Annotated in this window: 9 protein-coding genes and 1 pseudogene; 2 read left to right on the top strand and 8 right to left on the bottom strand. The window is 69.9% G+C overall.

What is annotated here, in order from left to right; genetic code table 11:
- Positions 1–393 precede the first annotated feature (393 nt).
- Positions 394–6,093 (top strand): family 78 glycoside hydrolase catalytic domain, encoded by a 5,700-nt coding sequence (locus H5393_RS11700; RefSeq protein WP_182766795.1) that lies wholly within the window; start codon positions 394–396, stop codon positions 6,091–6,093.
- 58 nt (positions 6,094–6,151) lie between these two features.
- Here H5393_RS11700 and H5393_RS11695 read toward each other — a convergent pair whose 3' ends face one another.
- Positions 6,152–6,643 (bottom strand): alpha/beta fold hydrolase, encoded by a 492-nt coding sequence (locus tag H5393_RS11695; protein ID WP_182766794.1) that lies wholly within the window; start codon positions 6,641–6,643, stop codon positions 6,152–6,154.
- Here H5393_RS11695 and H5393_RS11690 point away from each other — a divergent pair.
- Positions 6,624–6,934: pseudogene (locus tag H5393_RS11690) on the top strand (DDE-type integrase/transposase/recombinase); the annotation flags it as partial. The gene H5393_RS11695 and the pseudogene H5393_RS11690 overlap by 20 nt on opposite strands.
- A gap of 415 nt (positions 6,935–7,349) precedes the next feature.
- On the opposite strand, the gene H5393_RS11685 reads toward H5393_RS11690, so the two are convergent.
- From H5393_RS11685 to H5393_RS11655, 7 genes are all read right to left on the bottom strand, one after another.
- Positions 7,350–8,360: a universal stress protein gene (locus tag H5393_RS11685; RefSeq protein WP_182766792.1), complete on the bottom strand. Its 1,011-nt coding sequence runs from the start codon at positions 8,358–8,360 to the stop codon at positions 7,350–7,352.
- Between the two features lie 69 nt (positions 8,361–8,429).
- Positions 8,430–16,874 (bottom strand): GH36-type glycosyl hydrolase domain-containing protein, encoded by an 8,445-nt coding sequence (locus tag H5393_RS14910; protein ID WP_182766791.1) that lies wholly within the window; start codon positions 16,872–16,874, stop codon positions 8,430–8,432.
- Positions 16,875–16,990: 116 nt separating this feature from the next.
- Complete coding sequence (locus tag H5393_RS11675) at positions 16,991–18,067, bottom strand: NADH:flavin oxidoreductase (RefSeq protein ID WP_182766790.1); 1,077 nt, start codon at positions 18,065–18,067, stop codon at positions 16,991–16,993.
- A gap of 80 nt (positions 18,068–18,147) precedes the next feature.
- A complete protein-coding gene (locus tag H5393_RS11670; RefSeq protein ID WP_182766789.1) occupies positions 18,148–18,837 on the bottom strand; it encodes a response regulator transcription factor in 690 nt (229 codons plus the stop codon).
- The gene (locus H5393_RS11665) at positions 18,834–20,045 is read right to left on the bottom strand and encodes a sensor histidine kinase (RefSeq protein ID WP_182766788.1); all 1,212 of its coding nucleotides are present in this window, start codon (positions 20,043–20,045) and stop codon (positions 18,834–18,836) included. Before H5393_RS11665 ends, H5393_RS11670 begins: the two co-directional genes overlap by 4 nt.
- A complete protein-coding gene (locus H5393_RS11660) occupies positions 20,042–20,884 on the bottom strand; it encodes an ABC transporter permease (RefSeq protein ID WP_182766787.1) in 843 nt (280 codons plus the stop codon). The genes H5393_RS11665 and H5393_RS11660 overlap by 4 nt, the downstream gene beginning before the upstream one ends.
- A complete protein-coding gene (locus tag H5393_RS11655; RefSeq protein ID WP_182766786.1) occupies positions 20,881–21,810 on the bottom strand; it encodes an ATP-binding cassette domain-containing protein in 930 nt (309 codons plus the stop codon). Before H5393_RS11655 ends, H5393_RS11660 begins: the two co-directional genes overlap by 4 nt.
- Between the last annotated feature and the right edge of the window lie 141 nt (positions 21,811–21,951).

The raw sequence follows: 21,951 nt of genomic DNA, 5'->3' as shown, positions 1-21,951 counted from the left end.
TCATCGTGGTTGATTTCCTTTGAGAGAGCTTTGGTAGGTGAACTCGAAGGATCCCACGGTGACCGCCCTGCCGTCATCGACGGCCACGGCCACTGTGGGAGCTACACCACTCTAGGGGGCTCTACTAGGAGCGTGAGTTCTGGGACGAGGTAGACACGGGAAAGCTGCCGCGGGAGTGTCGCGCGGGTGCCGCCGGTGCGCGCTTTCGATGCTGTGGTGGATCTGCTCGGCGTCAATCGAGCTATGGATGGCTTCACCGGGCGCAAGTAGCCCCTGCTTCTGCGATGTCCCGCTCAGGGGTCTGGACTTCCCACGCCCTGTCTTGTAACGTTTCACTCGACGTCTCGGCCGGTCCCCGCTGAGACGCGCCGGCGCCCTGCACAAAGGAGTGGCATGCGCATTCAAGACGCATTCGTGACCTCAAAAGCAGCACGGATCAGGCCTCGAGCCCGGTGGCGAGCCCTCGTCTCCACCGTTGTCGGGGCGGCGCTCGTGCTGTCCGGCGCCGTGGCTGCCGCGGTACCCGCCAGCGCCGCCACCAACAGCGCCCCTTCCGCGCCCAGCGGCTTGCGTACCGAGTTGCTGACCGACGCAGTGGTGATTGACACCCGGCAGCCGTCGCTGTCCTGGGTGGTCAACGATCCCGACCCCGACGAGGTCCAGACGGCCTACCGGGTCGCCATCTCGTCAACGAGGGCGAAGGCCGCTGCCGGCGACTACGTCTATGACACCGGGTGGCAGGAATCCGCCCAGTCCACCTCGGTCGCCGTGCCGGAGCTGGGCGACACCCTCGCCGCCAACTCGCTCTACTACTGGCAGGTGCAGACCCGGGACCGGGCGGGTGCCGCCAGCCCGCTGTCGGAACCGGAGCCGTTCAACACCCCGGTGGCCTGGGAGGACAACCGCGGCGCCTGGTTGCAGTACAGCGAACAGGAGATCCCGGAGGAGGCCGACAAGTACCTCAAGGTCCCCAATGGGCAGTCGTCGCCGGGTTCCCTCTTGAGCCTGGCGGACGGCAGCGGAAGCGGCCACGACGGGCCGGCGGTTCCGGGCACGCTAGCCCCGGCCCGGGCCAGCCAGTGGACCAACTACTCCGTCGAGGGCGACCTGTACACGGCCACAGCGCTCGGCGTGGTGTTCCGGCGTTCCGGGACCTCCGACTACATGTGGCAGTTCCGCTCCGAGGCGATCGCGTCCAACAAGAACCAGGTTTGCGCCCACATCGGCACGTCCTACGTCTCGGCGGGCTGCTCGCCGGCCACCATCCCGGCGAACACCTGGGTGGGCTTCAAGATCGTGGCACTGAACAACGTCATCACCACGTACGTCGACGACACTCTGGTCGACACCCGGCGGCTCGCCGGCTCGACCGCGGGCACGATCGGCTTCCGCACCGGCGGATCGGAGAGCGGGCGGGTCGACAACCTCGTCGTTCGCAACCTCAGCACGGGCAGCTACCTGTACGCCGAGGACTTCAGCACCGCCACGGGCAGCGCCAGCTACAGCGGCACCGTCAGCGTCACCGACGGCTACCTCAACGTGCCCACCGGACGCGGCGCCGGCGACGTCCTGACCCTGGGCGACAACGCCAGCCGCACTGGCCTGGCCGCCTACCCCGACCGGCTCGCCCCGGCTGCTGCGTCCGAATGGACGAACTACGCCATCGACGCGGACATCTACGTCACCAGCGCTGCCCTCGGCATCGTCTTCCGGGACGACGGCACGAGCAACTACATGTGGCAGTTCCGGCCGTCCAACAACACCCTCAACTACCACGCCGGTCGCGACTATGCAGGAGCATCACCGGCCAACCCGGCGTCGCCATCCCTGCCGGCCGGCACGCTGACGCTCAACACCTGGGCGCACGTCAGGATCGAAGCCAGCGGCTCGACCATCACGACCTACATCGACGGTGTCCTGGTGGGCAGCGTCACCGATACCAACGCGGCGGCCGGCACCATCGGGCTGCGCACCGGTGGTTCCGAGACGGCCAACGTCGACAACCTCGTTGTCCAGAACCTCGACACCGGACGGTACCTGTACGCCGAGAACGCCGACACGCTTGCCGTCGGCGCCTCGCCGGACTTCCCCAACGTCTCGGTCGAGGTGGCCGGGGTCAGCTCGACAGTGTTCCCGTCCTTCGTGTTCCTGCGGCACGCCTTCGATCTCGAGCAGACTGGCGACATCGAGCGGGCGATAGTCACCGCGACCGGCTACAACACCCAGTCGAGCCTGGTGTCGATGGCCGACCTGTTCGTCAACGGTGAGGCGCTCGGCACCTACCCTGCGCGCAACCACCCCAACGCCCCGAAGGGCAGCGTCCAGTTCTACAACAGCTACGACGTCACGGTGCTGCTGCGCGAGGGAGAGAACGTCCTCGCCTCGCTGGCCTACAACCGGGACGCCGCCCGCGCCGTCCTGCTGCAGCTGACCGTGTGGCGCACCGATGGCAGCAGGGAGGTCATCGCCAACTCCGGTCGCGACGCCGCGAGCTGGCACGGCCTGGACGGCACACCGGTCTTCGGCGACACGCTGCTGACCCGCAACGGCGGGTACTACAGCCAGCACCAGGAGAACCTCGTCGCCGGCAACTACCCGTTCGGGTTCGAGCAGCCGGGCTATCAGGAGAACGATGACTGGCGCCCGCTGCGGACCACCGCCGCGATCAACGGCAACCGGGTTCTCGCGCCGTACGGCGCCGAGAACACCGAACGCCACCTGATGCCTGCGGCATCGGTGGACGACCGGGGCTCCGGAACCTACGTCGTCACCCTCGACAAGGCGATAGTCGGCTCGCTGCAGCTGGCCATCGACTCCCCGGCCGAGCACAGCATCACCGTGAAGTACGCCGAAAGCCTCAACTCCGACGGCTCCATCCGGATGGGCGGGGTGGGGTCCGGGTCGTACCCGCTGTATCAGGAGACCTGGTCACTGAAGCCGGGTGAGCAGACGCTGCGCACCTTCCTGATGAAGAGCTTCCGTTACGTCCAGATCGAGGACTCGCCGGTACCGATCACCGCCGACATGGTGCAGGGCTGGGCGATGCGCACCGCGTTCGACGAGGACGCGTCGTCGTTCACGTCCTCGGAAGCGCTGCTGGACCGGCTGTACGACTATTCCCGGTACTCGATCCAGGCCACCAACCAGGACCTGTGGGTGGATTCACAGGCCCGGGAACGGGGCGCCTACGAGGGCGACATCATCATCAACAATGATGTCGCGACAGCGGTCAGCGCCGACTACGCGCTGGGCCGGCACTCCGCGGAATGGCTGATCGACAACCCGACCTGGCCCGCTGACTACCGGTTGTTCTCGGTCGAGCTCGCCTGGCGGGACTACCTCTACACCGGCAACGCCGACTCGCTGGTGGAGTACTACGACAAGATCAAGGCGAAGCTAAACCCCTCCACCAGCGCCTCCGGGGCCGGCACTTTCGTCCCCGAAGCGGGGATGATCCGGACGCTCGGCGACACGGGCTCGGGCAACCGCGTCCTGGTCGACTGGCCAGTCGGGGAGCAGGACGGCTATCAGTTCCCCAACCCCGGCTTCAGCACCCCCTACAACGCCGTGTATGTCGGGGCCGCGCAAGCGATGGCCAATATCGCAGAGGTGGTGGGACGCGAGGCGGACCGCGCTGCCTGGCAGGAGCGGGCCGACACAGTCAGGGCGAACATGATCGCCAGGCTGTACGACCCGACGGTGGGCGCGTTCGCTGACCACCAGAAGGACGACGGGACGGTTTCCACCCACTTCGCCCAGCACTCCACCGCGTATGCGCTGGCATACGGCGTCTTTGACTCGCCAGAGATGGCCGAGCGACTGACCGCCTTCGTGGCCGGGCAGGGCGGGTTCAGGGGCTCGATCTACGCCTCGTACTTCGTCCTCCGGGGCCTGTTTGAGGGGGCGGACGGCCCCACGGCGCTGAGGTTCCTGCTCAATCCTGACAGCGCCGACCGGCGCACCTATGCCCACGTCCTCGACGTGCTGAAGGCGACCATTTCGCCGGAGGCGTGGGATCCGTCCCTGAAGGCGAACATGACGATGTCGCACCCGTGGGGAGCCTCCCCCGGGGGCGCGCTAGCCCACGGCATGTTCGGGATCGTCCCGACCAAGGCCGGGTTCGAGGAGTTCCAGGTGCGGTTCCAGCCCGGTCCGGTGGCGACCGCGGCAATCACGGTGCCGACGCTGCGCGGGCCGGTTGGTGCCTCGTCGGACACCACCGGTGCCCGGTTCTCCGGAAACGTCACAGTGCCCGCCAACACGACGGCCGTGGTGTCGCTACCCGAGCCGAACCCCGCCTTCGTCAACGTCGAGGTCGACGGCCAGGTGCTGGCCGCCACCAGGGATGGGGACTTCCTTACCGTCCGGGTGGGCTCGGGAAGCCACGCCGTCGCTGTCTCGGCGGAGGGCGCGCAGTACTACGACGTCGCCCTGTCCGGCGCCGCCACAGTTGTGGTGTCCGGGACGGCCGCCACCACCGTGGTGGTGACCGATGAGAGCGGGGCGGCTGTCGACCCGTCCGAAGTGTCGGTGATCTACGAGAGCGCCAACACTGCGGTCGCGACGGTGTCGGACAGCGGCATAGTCACCGCTGTCGCTGAGGGCGACACGACGATCACGGTCACGGTCTCCAACGGAAACCGGATCGGCGTCGCCACGCTGAGCCTGCGGGTGACACCTGCGCCGCGCATCGAGTCGCTGGAGATCAGGGCCGACCTCACCACTGTCGGGGACGAGGACACCCCGCGTCTGGTGGGGATCGCCGAGGACGGTAGCGAGGTGGAGTTCACCGATGCCGAGTTCGAGTCGTCTGATCCCTCGGTGGCCGAGGTCCGGGCCGACGGCGCGGTCAAGCTACTCAGCGATGGTGAGTTCACCCTGAAGGCGCGCACCAGCGAGCACTTCGCCGACCTGGTGGCCGACTTTGACTTCGCGGCCTTCGAGATCACCCCGATCTGGTCGGCGGACTTCGACGACGGCACCAACCCGTTCACCACCGGTCCGGCCAACCCGTCGGTGGTGGACGGCCGGCTGTTCGTCGACAAGTCTAAGAATGCGATGCTGCCGATTGGAGCCGACTGGTCCGACTATGTGGTCAGTTTCACCGGTCAGGCCGTGGCGGGGACGTCCGCCAACCCGCTCGGGGAGGGCATCTCGCTGCTGCTGCGAACGCGGACGAATACTCCGCCCGGCCAGAACTACTACTGGCAGCTGTTCCCGTCCCAGACGATGAAGCGGGGAGCGGGGATCGCGGAGGTGGCCCCGGTGACGATCACCGGCGTGAAGGCGGCGGGTGAGGAGAACAGGATCGCCATCGCCGCCGAGGGCGACAGGTTCATGACCTACGTCAACGGCAACCTGGTCGATGTTTGGACCAATGCTGCCTACCGCGGCGGCACCCTCGGGGTCCGGACCGGCTCCAGTGATGCCCGCTACTACCTGGACGACCTGGTGGTGGGGACGCGCATGCTGACCCACACCCGCGAGTTCACAGCGGCGGCGGTGGCGCCGGTCAACATTGCGGCGCCGTCCATCACCGGAGAGGCCACGCCGGGCGGGCTGCTGATCGCAGATCCCGGACGCTGGGACACGGAAGGCCTTGAGTTCGGCTACCGGTGGCTCGCCGACGGCGAGCCGATCCCGGGCGCGACCGGGCAGTCGCTGACCGTCACTGCGGCGATGTCGGGCGAGGCGGTCACGGTGCAGGTCACCGCCAGTGTGGCCGGACGCCCGGACGGCGTCGCCGTCTCGGAGGCAGTGACGGTGGCGGCATTGCCGACCTGGCAGGCGAAGACTGCCTACACCGTGGGCGATCTCGTGGTGCATGAGGGCCGGGTCTTCGAGGCGCTGTGGTGGACGCAGGCCCAGGTGCCGGGGGCATCCTCATGGAGCGCCTGGTCAGAGGTCGGCGTCACGCTTGGCTGCGAGACCGGGCCGACCAGGCAGTGGGCGGCAAGCACCCAGTACGACGCCGGTGCGGCGGCCGCCTGGGACGGCAAGGTGTGGACTGCCAAGTGGTGGACCCGCAACCAGCAGCCCGGTGGCAAGAACGGGCCGTGGCAGGCGACGGGAACCTGCCAGGCGGCGGCCTGATTGGTGGCTGACCCGGGCAGGCCAGGTTCGCCCCTGGCCTGCCCGGGTGCCGCAGCAGTCAGGCCAGGAATTCGAGCAGCACGCGGTTGTAGGCGTCGGAGTTCTCCAGGATGGGGTGGGCGCCGCCCGGGATGACCGCCAGCCGTCCCCGGGGCAGCTTCTCCGCCAGGCTCTTCGCCGAGACCTGCCCGGTGGCGTCCGACTGTCCGACGATGACGAGGGTCGGGGCGGTGATGGCCTCGAGCCGGGACGAGAAGTCGGCCTCCGCCATCACGTCCAGCACACGGACGAGGTCGTCCTTGTTGAGCCCGGTCTGTTCGAGGCCGCGCACCGGCAGCATCCGCAGGGCGGCCTTCTGCATGCGCAGCGCGAGCTTGCCGGGTAGCAGCAGGGCGCCGGAGACGACCAGCCGGGTGATCCGGTCGGGATGGTCGGCCGCCGCCTGCAGCGCCACCATCGCCCCCAGTTGGTGGGCCAAGACGTGGGCCGACGCATAGCCGGACCGGTCGAGGACGCCGATTAGCTCGGCGCTGGCGGCCTTGAGCGACAACTCCGAGCGCTTGCCCGGCTACTCGATTGATTCACGGATGATGGCCCGTATCGCCGTCAACGCGCTCGAGATGGCGGTGGCCCACCGAGGCCGGCCCGCTGGGGTGATCGTCCATTCCGATAGAGGGTCCCAATTCCGGTCGCGCCGCTCCCGCAAGGCGCTGAAGCGTCAGGGCCACGTGGCTCGATGGGCAGGGTCGGGGCATGTGGCGATAACGCCGCGATGGTGTCGTTCTTCGCGCTACTGCAGAAGAACGTCCTCGACTGTCGATCCTGGGGCACACGAGAGGAACGGGTTGTCTGCAAGATCAAGAACATGTCCCGATTCGACGTCTTGCTGCCGTGCCGACGGCGACTATTGCCAACGTGGCTCTTCATAACTAAGGGTTTGGATCCTCCGGCTTCTAGGGGCACCGTTCGAGCAGCGTTCTTCGGCGACGCAGTCCGCCAATGGGTGGCTCGTAGCACATTCGTAGCACGGCCAAGCCTGCTTCTCGGTAAGATCCTAGTCAAACGCGTTTCGACAGGGGTTCGAGTCCCCTATGCTCCACGGCTGAACTCCCTGGTCAAACATCTGGCCAGGGAGTTTGTGTTCTCTCTCGGACTCAAGCGCCCCAATAGAGACCGCAGGGCTTCCCGTGGAACGTTCGTGGAACGTCATAAGCCCGTGATGGCGGGCAACGGTTCCTTGATCCCGCGCCCGGTGATCAGGCGACCGGGATAGGTCCGGTCTGGCCGGGGAGGGTTCCCGTGGCGCGCTGGCCCGGGGCTGGGGGCCGGCTGGCGGACATCTCCGCCTGACTGGGCAGGAGGTCGTCCCATGGCACGTCCTGCAACACCAGCAAGGTGGTCGTGCCGTGGAGGATGAAGCTGGTGGCGAGTCCGCCGTGGGGCCAGTAGCGCTGCCCGGACTGTCCGTGCGCGCTGACCAGAACCAGGTCCACCCCCTCGTCGGCGGCCAACGCGTGCAGTGCGGCCGCGGGGTCACGGTCGCGGAGCACCCGCACCTCGGTGGGCGACTGCAGCCCTGAGGCCACCTCATCCAGATAGGACTGCGCCTCGGAGATGAACTGGTTGATGGCCCCGTCGACGATCGACTCGACCACGCTCTCGCTGCGTCGATGGATGTACCTGGGCGGCTGCACCACATGGGCCAGCACGATCGTCGCACCTGTCCCGGAGGCGATGGCATCTGCCGCGCCCAGCACGTGCTCCGCCCGCAGAGACCCGTCCATGGGCACCAGGATGCGTCGGTACGACTCGGAGGCCAGCGTCTCATCGGGTGAGTCTGAGCTGAACTGGTAGCCGCGCACGAGCAGCAGGGAAGTGCCGGTCCGCTGCGCCACCTTGAACGCCACAGAGTTGAGGTTCCAGGCGTTCAGGCCCCCCGCCCCGTGGCTGCACAGGGCGATCAACTGGGCGTCCCACTCGCGCGCCACGGCCAGGATGCGGTCCGCAGCGCAGCCCTCCTCCACGCGGGAGACGGGGTGCAGCTCGGTGTCCAGGCCGATCCGCCGCGCGACGTCGTCGAGGTAGACCTCTGCGACGTCGCGGCGCATGCGCCACTCGAGGGGATCGTTCAGGGTGGCCTCGACGTTCTGTTCGAGAACTCGAAGCAGCAGCGTCTGCGAACCTGCGGGAGCGATCCTGGCCACATGCGGCAGGACGCTGGCGGCCAAGGCGGAACCGTCCAGCGGAGCTAGTACGCGCTCGAACATAGTGCCCCCTGTCGTGGAGTGCTTGCCATCGTACGCCTGGCGCCGTCGTCGGTTCGGGGCCGTTCCCTGTTAGTCATCGGTCTGCTCATCCTGCTCCACCTTCCACCCGTCGCCGTCGCGTCGGACCGTCACGTCGATGCGCCGCCCACTGCGACGCACCGTGGCGCGGTACCCGTCCCAGTCGCGCGGCAACTGCGGGGCGACGCGGAGCGTGTTGCCGTCCCAGGAGAGGCCCAGGATGGCCTCCACGCCCACCCGGTAGAGCCAGGAGCTGGACCCCGTGTACCAGGTCCAGCCGGCCCTGCCCACGTGCGGCTCACGGCTGTACACGTCGGCGGCCAGCACGTAGGGCTCCGCCAGGTATTTGGCCACCCCGTCGGCGTCGGCCGTGCGGCGGACGGGGCTGATGAGGTCGAACAACCGGTGCGCGGCGTCGCCGTCACCCGCCTCGGCTGCAGCCCACGCCAGCCAGGCGGCCGCGTGCGTGTACTGGCCGCCGTTTTCTCTGATTCCAGGAAGGTAGCCCTTGATGTAGCCGGGGTCGTCGGGGGTGTGCTCGAACGGAGGGGTCAGCAATAATGCCAACCGGTCCTCCCACCGCACCAGGTTCTCGACGGCGGACGCCAGGGCTGTCGCCGTCCGGTCGCTTCTGGGCGCGCCCGAGAGCAGCGCCCAGCTCTGCGCGATCGAGTCGATCCGCGCTTCTGCCTCCCCTGCCGAGCCGAGCGGGTGCCCGTCGTCGTAGAACGCTCGCAGGTACCACCGGCCGTCCCACCCGTGGGCCTCGACGGCGGCGAACAGCTCGTCCGCCCGGGCCCGGTGGGCGGTGGCCTCGTCCGCGCGCCCCGCGCGCTCGCAGAGATATGCGAACTCGCGGCTGGCCGCGCCGCCGAACCAACCCAACCAGACGCTCTCGCCGAGACCCTCGGCTCCCACCCGGTTCATGCCGTCGTTCCAGTCCCCGGTGCCCATGAGGGGCAGCCCGTGGGCGCCGGAGGTGATCCCGCGCCGCACCGCCCTGCGGCAGTGCTCGAGCAGGTCGCCCTCGCGGTGGGACGCCCGGAACGAGTCGTACCGCTCGGCTTCGTGGGCGGCGAGGGGGGCGCCCCGCAGGAAGGGCACGCTCTCCCGGAGGACGTCGACGTCACCCGTGGCGCGGACGTAGTTCGCGGTCACGTACGGCAGCCACAGCAGGTCGTCGGAGATGCGTGTGCGGACACCGCGGCCGGTGGGCGGGTGCCACCAGTGCAGGACGTCGCCGTCCTCGAACTGGTGAGCAGCCGCCCGCAGCAGGTGCTCCCGGGCGAGATCCGGCCTGGACCACAGCACCGCCATGACGTCCTGCAGCTGGTCGCGGAAGCCATAAGCGCCGCTGGACTGGTAGAACCCGGTGCGCCCCCAGAGCCGTGCGGACAGGCTCTGGTAGGGCAGCCAGGTGTTGAGGAGCAGATCCATGGCCGGGTCCGGCGTCTCGACCCTCACGCCACCGAGCGCCCCGGCCCACAGCCGGCCGACCTCGGCGTGCGTCGCGTCGATCGCCCCTGGCTCGCGTAGCCGTGCGATGGCCTCGGCCGCGGCCTCCGACGAGTCGGCCTGCCCGAGCAGGAACGCGACCTCGTCCGATCCGCCGGGCGGGAGGCTGAGGTGCACCTGCAGCACCGCGCACGGGTCCACCCCGGGCCCGTCGCGCCGCGACAGCCCGATCAGGGACAGACCGGCCGGGCTCGCCAGGCTGCCCATGCGGCCGATGAACCCCCTACGATCGGCCGTCCACCCGTGCAGCGGGTGCGGGGTGGCCACCCACGCCACACGGTCCGCCAGGTCGGTGTGGAACGGGTTCCGGGCAGTGATGGCGCCGGTGGCCTCGTCGTACCGGGCCGTCACGTGATGTCGCGTCGTTTCGTGGGTGCCACCCAGCACCAGGTCGGCGAAGTAGGTGAGCGTGATACGGCGGGGGCGGTCCGCCACGTTGGCCACGTGCACCCGCACCACCACGGCCGCCGGATCCGGGCTGGCGAAGACTGTGGTGGTCAGCCGCAGCGCATGGCTGGAGTACTCGTAGGCGGTGTACCCGAGGCCGTGGCGCACCAGGGTGGGTCGCTCACCGCCGGCCGGTTGCGGGGTCGTCGACCAGAAGGCCCCCGTCTCCTCGTCGCGTACGTACACCGCGTGGGACGCCTGGTCAGCCAGCGGGTCGTTGCGCCAGGCGACCAGCCGGTTCTCACCGCTGTTGACCGACCAGGCGGCGCCCAGGCCCGCCTCTGTGGCCAGGCATCCGACGTCGGGCGTGGCGATCACGTTGGACCAGGGCGCAGGTGTGGTCACGCCCGGCGGGAGGAAGATCTGGTACTCCCGCGCGTCGACGTCGAAGCCGCCCAGACCATTGTCGAACGAGAGCCCGGTGGGGCGGATCACCGATGCGCCGGCGGCGGCGGACAACATGCTGCTCGTCTGGTCCCCGGGTCGAGGATCGAACGGTGGCAGTGCGGCGGGCGCGGGGCCCATCAGGCGTCCAAGCCGGGCGGGAAGGTCGCCTTGGCCCGCGTCGAACACCACACGGGCGGCATGGCGAAGCCACCCGAGCGCGTGGCCGCCGACGTGGTCGCGGTTGAGCATGAACACGCCGCCGCGACGGCCCAGCCACCGGTCGGCGCCCAGCCGGCCGACCACAGCGAGCGCCGAGTCGCGCACGTCGGCCGCATAGCCGGTGGGCTCCTCGTCGACGACAGCGAGATCCACTTCGATGCCGCGGCGTCGCCAGTAGGACTGGGCGCGCAACAGCTGTTCCAGGAGGGCCAGGTCGCCGTCGTCCGCGATGCCGAGGTAGACGATGGGCAGGTCACCTGAGATACCCAACCCCCACAGCGCGCCCAGGGCCTCACCAGGGCCGGCCGCCTCGGGGCCGGCGACCCTCAGGCCCGACGGTGGGAAGAGGAGCAGGCCCAGCAGCCGCTGGGTGTGCGCCAGATCGCCGCCGGCGAAGCCGAGTTCGCGCAGTTCGCGTTGAGCGTGGGCGGCCGCGACGCCAGCGGCGTGCTCGAGGTGCGCCCACACCCGGTAACGGTCGGCGAGCTGGAGGGCCTCCTCGCGACTCGCCGCGAAGGCGGTGACAACGGCCAATCGGACGCGCCCGTGGGCTTCCAAGAAGACCTCCTGCCCCAGCGCCAGCGCGGGGTCCAGGGGCGCCTCGGGGAACTCCTCGACGCCCCGCCACCACCCAGTGCGGTGGTCGAGGGCCCGGGGGCGTGCTGGGGTCCGGTGCCGGCCGAGGAACCTGGCCCGGTCGCTGGTGGAGCGCACTCGGCCCCATTCGGCGCCCTCAGGCTCGGGCCCGCGGACCAGGAAGTGGACGACGAACCGCTCCGCCTCCTCGGCCGAGCGCGGCCTGCGCCGCAGCAGCAGCCCGGGCAGGTCGGGCAGGTCCTCCGCCTCGACGAAGAGCCGGCTGAATGCGGGATGTCGCTGGTCGTCGCCTGCCGGGGCCAGCGCGACCTCCGCGAAGCTGGTCAGCCCGAGCCGGCGGGACTCGGCGGACTCGTTGCGCACGTCGAGCATCCGGATCTCGACGTCGTCCCGGGCGGCGACCGTGATGTCGAGGTGGCTGTGGATGCCGGCGTGTCCCTGCCGGTACTCCGCCCGTGAGGGGCTGAAGACGGTCTCCGCCGGAATGGGCCCGCACGGGCGGGCCGCCGCGGACCACAGCGTCCCACTGGTCAGATCCTGCAGATAGAGCCAGGATCCGCTGTCGTCCAGCGCCTCGTCGGCGCGCCAGCGGGTCAGCGCGACACCCTCGTGGGTGCTGTGGCCGGCGCCGCTGTCGGTCAGCAACACCGTGTAGCGGCCGTTGGAGAGGCAGTGCACGGCCACCGTCTGCCCCTGCGGCGGGCCGACGGTCCACGGCGCGGTGGGCACGCCTCCCGCCGCGTCGTTCCCGGCACCACCCTCGGAGCCTCCGTCGTCCTCGTGCTCCGGCGTGGGCAGTCGGATGCTGCCGCCCTCCGGCACCTGCTCGGCCAGGAGCAGGCTGATGGCCGCCGTGAACGGCTCGCGCGCGAACCGCCTCACCATCCGCGGCCCGTCGAGGTGTGCGGCCAGGGCGAGCATGATCATGCCCTGGTGATGGGCCATGTGGGACCGGACGATGCCGAAGTCGTGGCCCAGCGGCACCCTGGACGGGGTGAAGTCCACCGCCTCGTACATCCCGTAGCGACCGAGGGCACCCAGTGCCTCCAGCCGGTCCAGGTTCTCGACGACGGCCGACGGGTCGTAGGGCAGGCCCAGGACGCTGGCGTAGGGGGCTACCACCAGGTCATCGGCGAGCCCGCGGGTGAGCCCCGCACCCGGCACCCCGAACGCCCGGTACTGGTAGCCGGAGGCCGCGTCGAAGGCGTAGAAGCCGGACTCTGAGATGCCCCACGGGACACCGCGCCTCCGGCCGTAGGCGATGTGGTGGGCCACGATCGCGGCGCAGCTGTGGCCCAGCAGGCTCGCGCGCGGCGTGGGCACCACGAGGGTGGGCATGAGGTACTCGAACATCGTCCCGCTCCAGGACGTGATCGAGTAGTCGCCCGCCAGCGTCCTAGTCATCGGGCGGCCCAGGTGGAGCCAGTGGTCCTGCGGGACGTCGCGCTTGGCGATGGCGATCAGGCTGGCGATCCGCGACTCGGATGCCAGCAGATCGTAGTAGCTGTCGTCGAGGAGGCCGGAGTTGATGTTGAAGCCGATGTGGAACACCCCGCGTCCCCGGTCGTAGAGGAAGCCGAAGTCCATGTCGGCCACCATCGCCCGGGCGCGGGTGGCGAGGGCCTGCAACGAGTCCAAGGTCCGGTCGGCGGACACTGCCGCCTCATCGAGCGACACCGTCAGCGCCAGCGCCCACTCGCGTGCCGGGGGAGGCGCGTCGGCGAGCGCCGCGACGAGGTCGCGGGCCCCGGCGGCGGCCTCGCGGCTCGCCCGAGGCAGGTCGGCCCAGGTCAGCTCGAGAGGCAGAGCCTCGCGGACACGGTGCCAGGCCACGGCCGCCGGGCCGCGGCCGAGCGCGTCCTCCCAGGCCGGATCCGGTCGCGACGACAGCCACGGAAGCGCCAGACCGGCCTCCCGCTCGAGCGCTTCGAGGTGACGCTGGAGGAGACCGGCGTGGAGGCGGAGGGCCGCGACGGCTCCGGGATCCAACCCGCGCCCATGCTCCACCAGGTCCGCCAGGAGCAGCGAGACGTTGGCCCGCACGTCGGCCAGGAGGGCAGGGAGGGCGTCGAGCCAGCTCGTCGGGTCGGCCTCCACCGTGGCCACCCGCCGGTCCAGGCCCGCGAGGTACTCGACGAGGGCCGGCTGGCCGGAGCCCAGAGCCGCGGCACCGTCGCTCACCAGCGCGATGGCATCGCGCAGACCCTCCCAGGCCGCGATGGGCCAGACGGGGCCGTCGGGCAGTTCGTCGCACCCCTGGGCCACGACGATGAGGCAGGCCGCGAGGTTGCCGCTGTCCACCGTCGAGACGTAGCTGGGGGGCAGTGAGCCCAGGCTCCGGGTGTCCACCCAGTTCACCGGATGGCCTCGATAGTGCTCGATGCGGTCCAGGGAGTCGAAGCCCGATTGCAGGCCCGACACGAAGCTCTGTGTGCCGAGGTAGCCGCGGTCGTGCGCGGCCAGCGCGGCGATGAAGTACAGCCCGACGTTGGTGGGGGAGGTGCGGTGGGCGACGATCCCCAGGGGCACCTCCTGGTAGTTGTCCGGCGGGAGCCAGTTATCCTCGGGCCCCACGAACTGCTCGTAGAAGAGCCAGGTCCTGCGCGTCAGGGTGCGTAGCTTCCGGTCGTCGGCGGCGGTCAGGCTGGGCTTGACCCAGCGGTCCGGGCGGCCCACCAGGTAGTGGATGAACGGGGCCGCGAGCCAGGCAACGAGGAATGGAGCCGCTGCCGGCAGCGCCGATGGGCGCAGGAGCACGACGGCGACGCCGAGAGTGAGGGTCAGCAGGGTGGCGGGGAGAGCGGCGCGGACCGCCGTGGTGAGCCGGACGTCCTTGCCCACGAGGCCGACGGCCCCGGCCGCCGTCGTCCACTCGAGGAGGTTGCGCCGCGAGACCTTCATCCGCCACAGGGTGCGCACGATCGCCTCGAGGCTGATGACCGCGTCGCCTGCCAGCCCCGCCAGCTGCAGCCCTGCCCTGCTGAACTGCCGCCTCAGTGGGGCAACGCTCGTCCTCCACAGCCTCGTCCGATCCGCACGGACCAGGGCGGACGCGGCAGTCGCCAGTGCACCCACCACGCCGGCCGCGAGGCCCACGACCGGGGCGAGCAGTGCCAAGAGCGTCCATGCCCAGGGTGACCCGGGCAGCCACAGCCATCCGGAGGCCAGCAGCGCGACGATGGACGCCGGGACGAGGCTGCGGCGCAGATTGTCCGCCATCTTCCAGCGCGCGACCATCGGCAGGGTGTTGGGAGCGTGACCCCGCTCCGTCGGCACCCGCGAACCCAGCCAGGGCAGCAGCTGCCAGTCGCCCCGGACCCAGCGGCTGAGTCGCAACGCGGCCACCAGATAGTTGGGGGGGTAGTCCTCGTAGACGGTGACGTCGCTGACCAGCCCCGCCCGCCCCTGCGCACCCTCGAACAGGTCGTGGCTGAGCAGGGCGTTCTCGGGAACGAGGCCCTCGAGGCTGCGTTCGAAGGAATCCACGTCGTAGATTCCCTTGCCCATGTAGTTGCCCTCGCCGAAGAGGTCCTGGTAGACGTCGGAGACGGCCATGTTGTAGAGGTCGACGGTGGAGTCCCCGGCAAGCGCCCGCGTGAAGGCGGAGCGGCTGGCGCTCACGGGATCGGTCTCGGCGCGCGGCTGCAGGACGGTGTAGCCGGCCACCACCCGTCCCCGCTCGTCGAACGTGGCCTGATTCAGCGGATGTGCCAGCGTGCCCGCGAGCCGCCCGGCGGCGTCAGGGGGGAGCACGGTGTCGGCGTCGAGCGTGATGACGTAGCGCACACCGTCCAGCAGGGTGCGGTCTCCGGCCACCAGCTCGAACGACGTGTCAGTGGCGCCGCGCAGCAGCCTGTCCAGCTCCTGCAGCTTCCCGCGCTTGCGTTCCCATCCCATCCAGGACCTCTGGGTCTCGTTCCACATCCGGCGCCGATGGAGGATGAGGAAGGGGGCGCCGGCGGTTGCGGCGTTCAGTTCGGCGAGGGCGCGCTGAGCGTGCGCGAGGACCTCGTCGTCGCCTGGAGCGGTGGGGCCCTTGGCGTCCGGGAAATCGGTGACCGCGGCGAAGGCCAGGCCCGGATCCGGGTTGCGTAGGTAGTGGGCGCGGATGTTGGCCAGGAGGGAGTCGACGTCCGCCGGGCGGGACACGAGGCCGGGCACCACCACCAGGGTTCGGTGCTCAGTCGGGATGCCGTCGCGGAAGTCGAGCTTCGGCAGCACCCGCGGACGCAGGGTGCGCCCGAGCGCCCAGTTGACGAAGTGGACCGCGGCCGTCAAGGCGGGCACGAGCGACAGGATCGCGGCGGGGACCGCGGCCCACGCGGCCCGGGTGCCCGAGTAGAAGGCGGCGGCCAGCACGAGGGCGGTGGTGGTCACCAGGATCGGGACGAGGTAGGTGGCGGTGGGCCTGCCGAGGAGCGCCCGGCGGACCCGCTCACCGAGCCCGGGCCGGCCGCCGACGGACGTCTCCAGCCGCCGCCGGCCGGCGTCGATGAGGAAGTAGCCCACGTGGCGCTCGCGGGGGGTGGTGGAATCGGCGGCCAGGGCAAGGGCAGCCTGGGCCACCTCGACCTCGGAGCGGCCGGCCGTGCGTGCCGCCTTCTCGATCACGGTCCGGTAGCGGTTCCGGCTGTCGTAGTCCATGACGGGGTAATGGCCGGTGGGGTCGCCGTCGACGAGCATCCGGTGCACGACGCTCAGCCGTTCGGCGGAGGGTTTCCAGTCCCACCTGTCGAGCTTGCGCAGGCTGACCACCGCGGTGGCCATGATGTCGTCGTCGTCCTCGCCTACGGGCGGATCTGCGACGGGTGGCGCGCTCCTCGCCGCGGGGAGCCCTGCGAGTCGCGATGCGGCCCCGATGATCGCCTGCAGCAGCACCACCCGCAGCATGGTGGGCAGCGCCCACACGTCCCCCTGGGTCAGGACGCTGTGCTGCTGATAGAGATCCACGAAGCCGAACAGCTGCTCCGGATCGAGCTGGAGCTCGTCGGCGCCGAGGACGGCCTCGGCCAGTGCGAGGGTCCTCGGGGGGCACGTGGCGCCACCCTCCCTGGCCAGCCAGGGCAGCTCCCGGTAGTACACCGCAGGCAGGTCCTGCCGCACCTGGCCGAGGGCCTGTTCGATCAGGTAGTAGTTGTCGAGGAACCACTCCGACCCCGACGAGGGCGTCTTCGCCCCATCGCTGGAGAGCGCCGATCGGGCCGCGCGTAGCGTCCGAAGGAGTTCGGGGAAACGGGCCGGCAGGTTGACAGGACTGCCCCTGCGTGTGGTGGTCAGGACCTCCGCGTGGGCGCGGCCAAGCGCCGTCGCACTGCCATGTTCAGTTATCACCGCGTCCCCCTTCGGAGGCCTTCCACCGATGGTAACCCGTGCGGCGTGTCGGCCGGGGTGACGGGGTGAGGTTCAGCGCCATAGCTCGGCCGGGGTGGCCTCCGCTATGCCCTGATTCAACCCGCGACCAGGTGCGGCCACCCGGTCGAGAAGTAGTCGACGAACGCCTCGCCCACGCAGTTGTCGCGCAGGACCTCCTTCGTCACCGGGAAGGCGGGCCCAGGGTAGTCGGGGTCCGCCAGGATCCGCTCCGCGATCCGCTGGTCGGCGACAGCCGCCCGGCCGATGGTGACGAAATCGGCGCCCGTGGCCAGCGCCGCCACGGCGGCCGGTCCGCTGCCCACTTTGCCGGCGACCCCCAGGCGCGTGGAGCCGCGGGGGAGTTCGATGAAGTGGCTGAGCAAGGGCGCCGCCCCTGGCTCGGCATCCTCGGGGAGCTTCGTGACGTCCCACAGGGACAGTTCCAAGTGGTCGAGGTTGCCCTCGGACATGAGCTGGGCGCTGAGCTCCGCCATCTCGGCGGTGTCGAGACCTAGTCGTTCGGTGGAGATCCGCAGCCCCAGGTGGAAGTCAGACGACGTGGCCGCCCGGATCGCGGCGATGGCCTCGCGGATGATGCGCGCCTTTCCCTCCGGGTCACCGCCATACCCGTCGTCGCGGACGTTGCGTGAACTCAGGAACTCGCAGAGCAGGTAGCCATGGGCGCCGTGGAGTTGCACCCCGTGGAAGCCGGCGCGTTCGGCGCGGACGGCGGCGGCGGCGAAGTCGTCAACGACTCGTCGCACCTCGTCGGTGGTCAGTGCACGCGCGCCGTGGTCAGCGTCTGCGTAGGGTCCGACGCGCTCCTCACCGGAGACTGAGGGGTTGGCCTGTGTACCGCCGTGATGGAGTTGGACAATCGCGGCGGTCCCCGCGTCGCGGAGGCCATCAGCCAGCCGGGTGAGGCCGGGGAGGTGCGCGTCGTCGCTGATCCCCAATTGCCCCTGCCACGCCTTCCCGGCGAGCGCGACGTAGGCCGCGGCGGTCATCGTCATGCCGAAGCCGTGTCTCCCGCGCGCGAGCAGCCACCGGATCTCGTCGTCCGAGAGGGTGCCGTCGGGATGGGACTGCTTGTTCGTCAAGGGGGCCAGCGCAAGCCGGTTGCGCCAAGCGGGCCCGTGTGGAAAGACGAGGGGATCGGAGAGCTCTGTCACGCACACGAGGCTACTTCGTCCGCATGACCTTGCTGAAACGGGGCGCCGTCCACGACCCCCGGGCGATGCGGGCAGCGGCCTCAGCCCCCGACGTTGACGACGCCCAACTCGTAGGCGCGGATGACGGCTTGGACACGGTTGGCCAGCTCCAACTTGGCAAGGATGCGGCCGAAGTGTGCCTTGACGGTGGACTCACTGAGATACAGGCGGTGCGCGATGTCCGCGTTGGTGAGGCCCTGCCCCACAAGCACGAACACTTCGCGCTCGCGGTCGGTCAGCACAGCGAGTTCCTGCTCGGCCTCGCTTCGGTCAGCGCCGGACAGGTGCGGCACCGCGACCTCGATCAGCTTCGCGGTGATCCGCGGAGAGACCACCGCGTCGCCGGCCACGATCGTTCGCACCGCCGCTACGAGTTCGGCCGGCCGGGTGTTTTTCAGCAGGAACCCGGCGGCACCGGCCTGCAGCGCTCCGAAGGCGAAGTCGTCGCGATCATAGGTTGTCAGCACCAGCACACGGGTGCTTGGCAGTGTCGCGTTCAGGTAGGTGGTGGCCTCGATGCCGCCCATGCCGGGCATGCGGACGTCCATGAGTACCACGTCGGGGGAGAGCCGCCGGGCCGTGCGCAGGGCCTCCTCGCCATCGGAGGCTTCGCCGACGACCTCGATGTCGGGTTGCGCCTCGAGCACGAGCCTCAGTCCGTACCGGACCAGTTCCTGATCGTCGACCAGCAGAACACGGATGGTCGCCGCTGTGGCGGAGCCCTCGGTCATCGTTCCTCCATCGGCAGTCGGACATCCACCCGCCAGCCCCCACCGGCGCGGGGACCCGCGTTCACGCGACCATGGTAGAAGGCCGCCCGCTCCCGAATACCCACTAGCCCGCGCCCGGGTTCCGTGTCTGCCTGGACGGGGGCCGATGTGTCCTCGATGAGGACCGTCACCGCGTCATCGTCGTGCACCACCCGTACCAGTACGTCGCGTACCTCGCGTGCATGTCGGAGCACGTTGGTGAGCGACTCCTGCGCGACCCGGTAAACGGTGAGGCCGACGACGGCCCCAGCGTCAGGGTCTCCCTGAAGGTCCAGGCGGACCGGAAGGCCGGCGGCCCTGAACTCGTCCACCAGGGCGGGCAGGTGCTCAACGCTCAGCGAGGACGGCAGCGTCGCCTGGGGTGAGCCGTCGCCATCACGCACCGCCCCCAGCAGCCGACGGACCTCCCCGAGGGTGCGCCGTCCGGTCTCGGCGACGCGTCCGATCGCGCGGCGCGACTCCTCCGGCCGCGACGAGGCCGCGGCGTGGGCGCCGTCGGCCAGCGCGATCATCACCGACAGACTGTGGGCGATGACGTCGTGCATCTCCCGCGCGATGCGCTCGCGCTCCTGAGCACGCGCAATGCTGGCCTGCTGGTCGCGTTCCCGCCTCATCTGCTCCGCGTGCTCCACGAGGGCAGCGATGTGGCGACGTCGATGGCCGACGTTGATGCCGATGAGGACGGTGATCAGGGCGGCTGCGACGAAGACGGTAGTTGCGCTGAGCCAGTCCGTGGGCCAATCCTGCAGGTCGACGCGTGGGGCCAGGCCCAGCAGAGGGGGGCCGAACCGCACCCGGAGCGACAAGATGAGCGCGCCCAGCGCGCCGGCCGTCGCCGCGAGGCCGAATGCTCCCCACGCCCGTCGAGTGGTCCGCGTGGCGCCGACCTCGTACAGGGCGGGAAGGACCAGCACGGCCTCCGCGCCACTGCCCCAGCCCGCCGTCAGTGGCAGGGCGGCCAGCGTCGCCGCGAAGGCGACCGCAGGGCGGCGACGCCGGGTCAGGACGGTCGCGATGCCACCCGCGCCGAGGAGCAGGATCGGCGCGAGCGGCGTCCTCAACGGCGACTCGAGAGACAGGTACGCGAGGAAGAGGGCGAGCACGGCGTAACCGGTCAGTATGGCCAGATCGCTGCAGTCAGGCCGGTAGCGCTCGGCGCGGTCATTCATGCGTCGCGCCTCTGCAGGGCAACCGCCCCCCCGGCCAGGGCCAGAGCCGCCCAGGCTGCCACCAATAGCCAGCCGGCTGCAGTACTGATGTGGCCACCCCAGACGTCGAGGAAGGGGCCTCCCGGGGTGCCGATCCGCGCCATCGCGTCGCCGGCATTGCCGAGCAGTGCCACGCGTGCAACACGGGAAAACAAGTTGAACGGCAGCGCCGAGGCCAGAATCGGCCCCAGAAGGGTGGCCGTGAACACGACTACGGCACCGATCGTCGTGGACCGCACGAGCATTCCGATGCCGACACCGAACACCGCGCAGAGCCCGAGGTACACCGCGGAGCCCAGCAGCGCGAGGAGGACGCCGGGCGCGGTCAGAGGGGCATGGAGTCCGTGCTCCGCATACAGGGGGTAGGTCGCCAGCCAGGCCCCGAAGACGGTCGTCAGGGCGACTCCGGTCGCCGCGAGGAACGCGACAATCGCCTTGGCCCACAACACCCGCACCCTCGTGGGCACGGCCATGAGCGTGGTCTGGATCGACCCGGATGAATATTCGGCGCCCACGGACGAGACCCCGGCGATGCCTGCGATGATCTGGCCGAGAATGACCATCGGGAGGGTGACGTCACCGATGGTGCGTTCGACCGACGCGACCGACGGCACCCCGGAAGACTCGAGGGTGAGGCCGAGGAAGAGGCTGCCTCCCAGCCCCACGGCCAGGATGCCGCCGAGGGCGAGGAACGTCGACGGCAGGCTCAGCAACTTGATCCACTCCGAGCGCAGGGCGTCGCGGAAGGCCGGGCGGCGGACAGCGGGATCGGCGCGTCGGGTCGTCGGCGCGGTGGTCATGATCGGGCTCCTTCTCCTGCGGCGGAGACCGCACGGTATTCGGCGGCCTCCGCCGTGAGGGTCAAGTATGCGTCCTCGAGGGAGCCTTCGGTGGAGGTGAGTTCGTGAAGGACCACCCCCGCGGCCGAGGCGGCCTCGGCCACCTCTTCGGCGGTCAGCCCCGAGATCTCGACCGCACCGTCTGAAGTGGGCGTGACGGTCACGGCCTGGGCCGCGACGGCGGCGCTCAACCCCTGTACGTCGCGTGTGCGGGCCCTGACGACTGTGCGGGTTGCACCGGAGATGACCTCGCGTATCGGGGCGTCGGCCAAGATCTTGCCGCGGCCGATCACAATGAGGTGATCGGCGGTCTGCGTCATCTCTCCCATCAGATGAGAGGAGAGCAGCACCGTTCGGCCCTCGGCTGCCAAACGACGCAGGAGCGCCCGGATCCAGAGGATTCCCTCAGGGTCGAGGCCGTTGACAGGCTCGTCAAGGATGACGGTCCCAGGGTCGCCGAGCAGCGCCGCAGCGATACCCAGACGCTGGCCCATGCCCAGCGAGAAACTCCCCACGCGCTTGTCGGCCACCGATTCCAGACCGGCGAGTTCGATGACCTCCCGGACCCGGTGTTTCCCGATGCGGTGGGTGGCGGCGAGACCTAGCAGGTGCTTGTAGGCGGTGCGGCTGGGGTGCGCCGCCCGGGCGTCCAGGAGCGCGCCCACCTCGTGGAGCGGTGACTGCAGGTTCCGGTAGGCAGTTTCGTTGATCGTGGCCGTTCCCCCGGACGGTCGGTCGAGCCCCACGATCATCCTCATCGTCGTCGACTTCCCTGCACCGTTTGGGCCCAGGAAGCCGGTCACCCGGCCCGGCCGGACGGTGAAGTCGATCCGGTCGACCGCCACCTTCTGGCCGTACCGTTTGGTCAGGTTGTGCACTTCAATCATGTAGCGCCTTTCGTTCATTTCCGACGCTACGTGACGACCCCCGACGGGCTCGTTGTCCTGCAGTCCCCTCATCCTGAGGGGGGCAGTACCCAGGTCCACATCCTGGATCCGTTTCAGGCGCTCGCCCAAGAGCCGCCGCGA

This window comes from Tessaracoccus sp. MC1756, assembly GCF_014164735.1.
Classification (GTDB): Bacteria; Actinomycetota; Actinomycetes; order Propionibacteriales; family Propionibacteriaceae; genus Arachnia.
This window is presented reverse-complemented; position numbering and strand designations above follow the sequence as displayed.

Excerpts from the sequence above, each read along its gene's own strand:
- H5393_RS11685 (WP_182766792.1), bottom strand. The coding sequence starts at position 8,360 with ATGTTCGAGCGCGTACTAGCTCCGCTGGACGGTTCCGCCTTGGCCGCC.
- H5393_RS11700 (WP_182766795.1), top strand. The coding sequence starts at position 394 with ATGCGCATTCAAGACGCATTCGTGACCTCAAAAGCAGCACGGATCAGG.
- H5393_RS11665 (WP_182766788.1), bottom strand. The coding sequence starts at position 20,045 with ATGAATGACCGCGCCGAGCGCTACCGGCCTGACTGCAGCGATCTGGCC.
- H5393_RS11670 (WP_182766789.1), bottom strand. The coding sequence starts at position 18,837 with ATGACCGAGGGCTCCGCCACAGCGGCGACCATCCGTGTTCTGCTGGTC.
- H5393_RS11655 (WP_182766786.1), bottom strand. The coding sequence starts at position 21,810 with ATGATTGAAGTGCACAACCTGACCAAACGGTACGGCCAGAAGGTGGCG.
- H5393_RS11660 (WP_182766787.1), bottom strand. The coding sequence starts at position 20,884 with ATGACCACCGCGCCGACGACCCGACGCGCCGATCCCGCTGTCCGCCGC.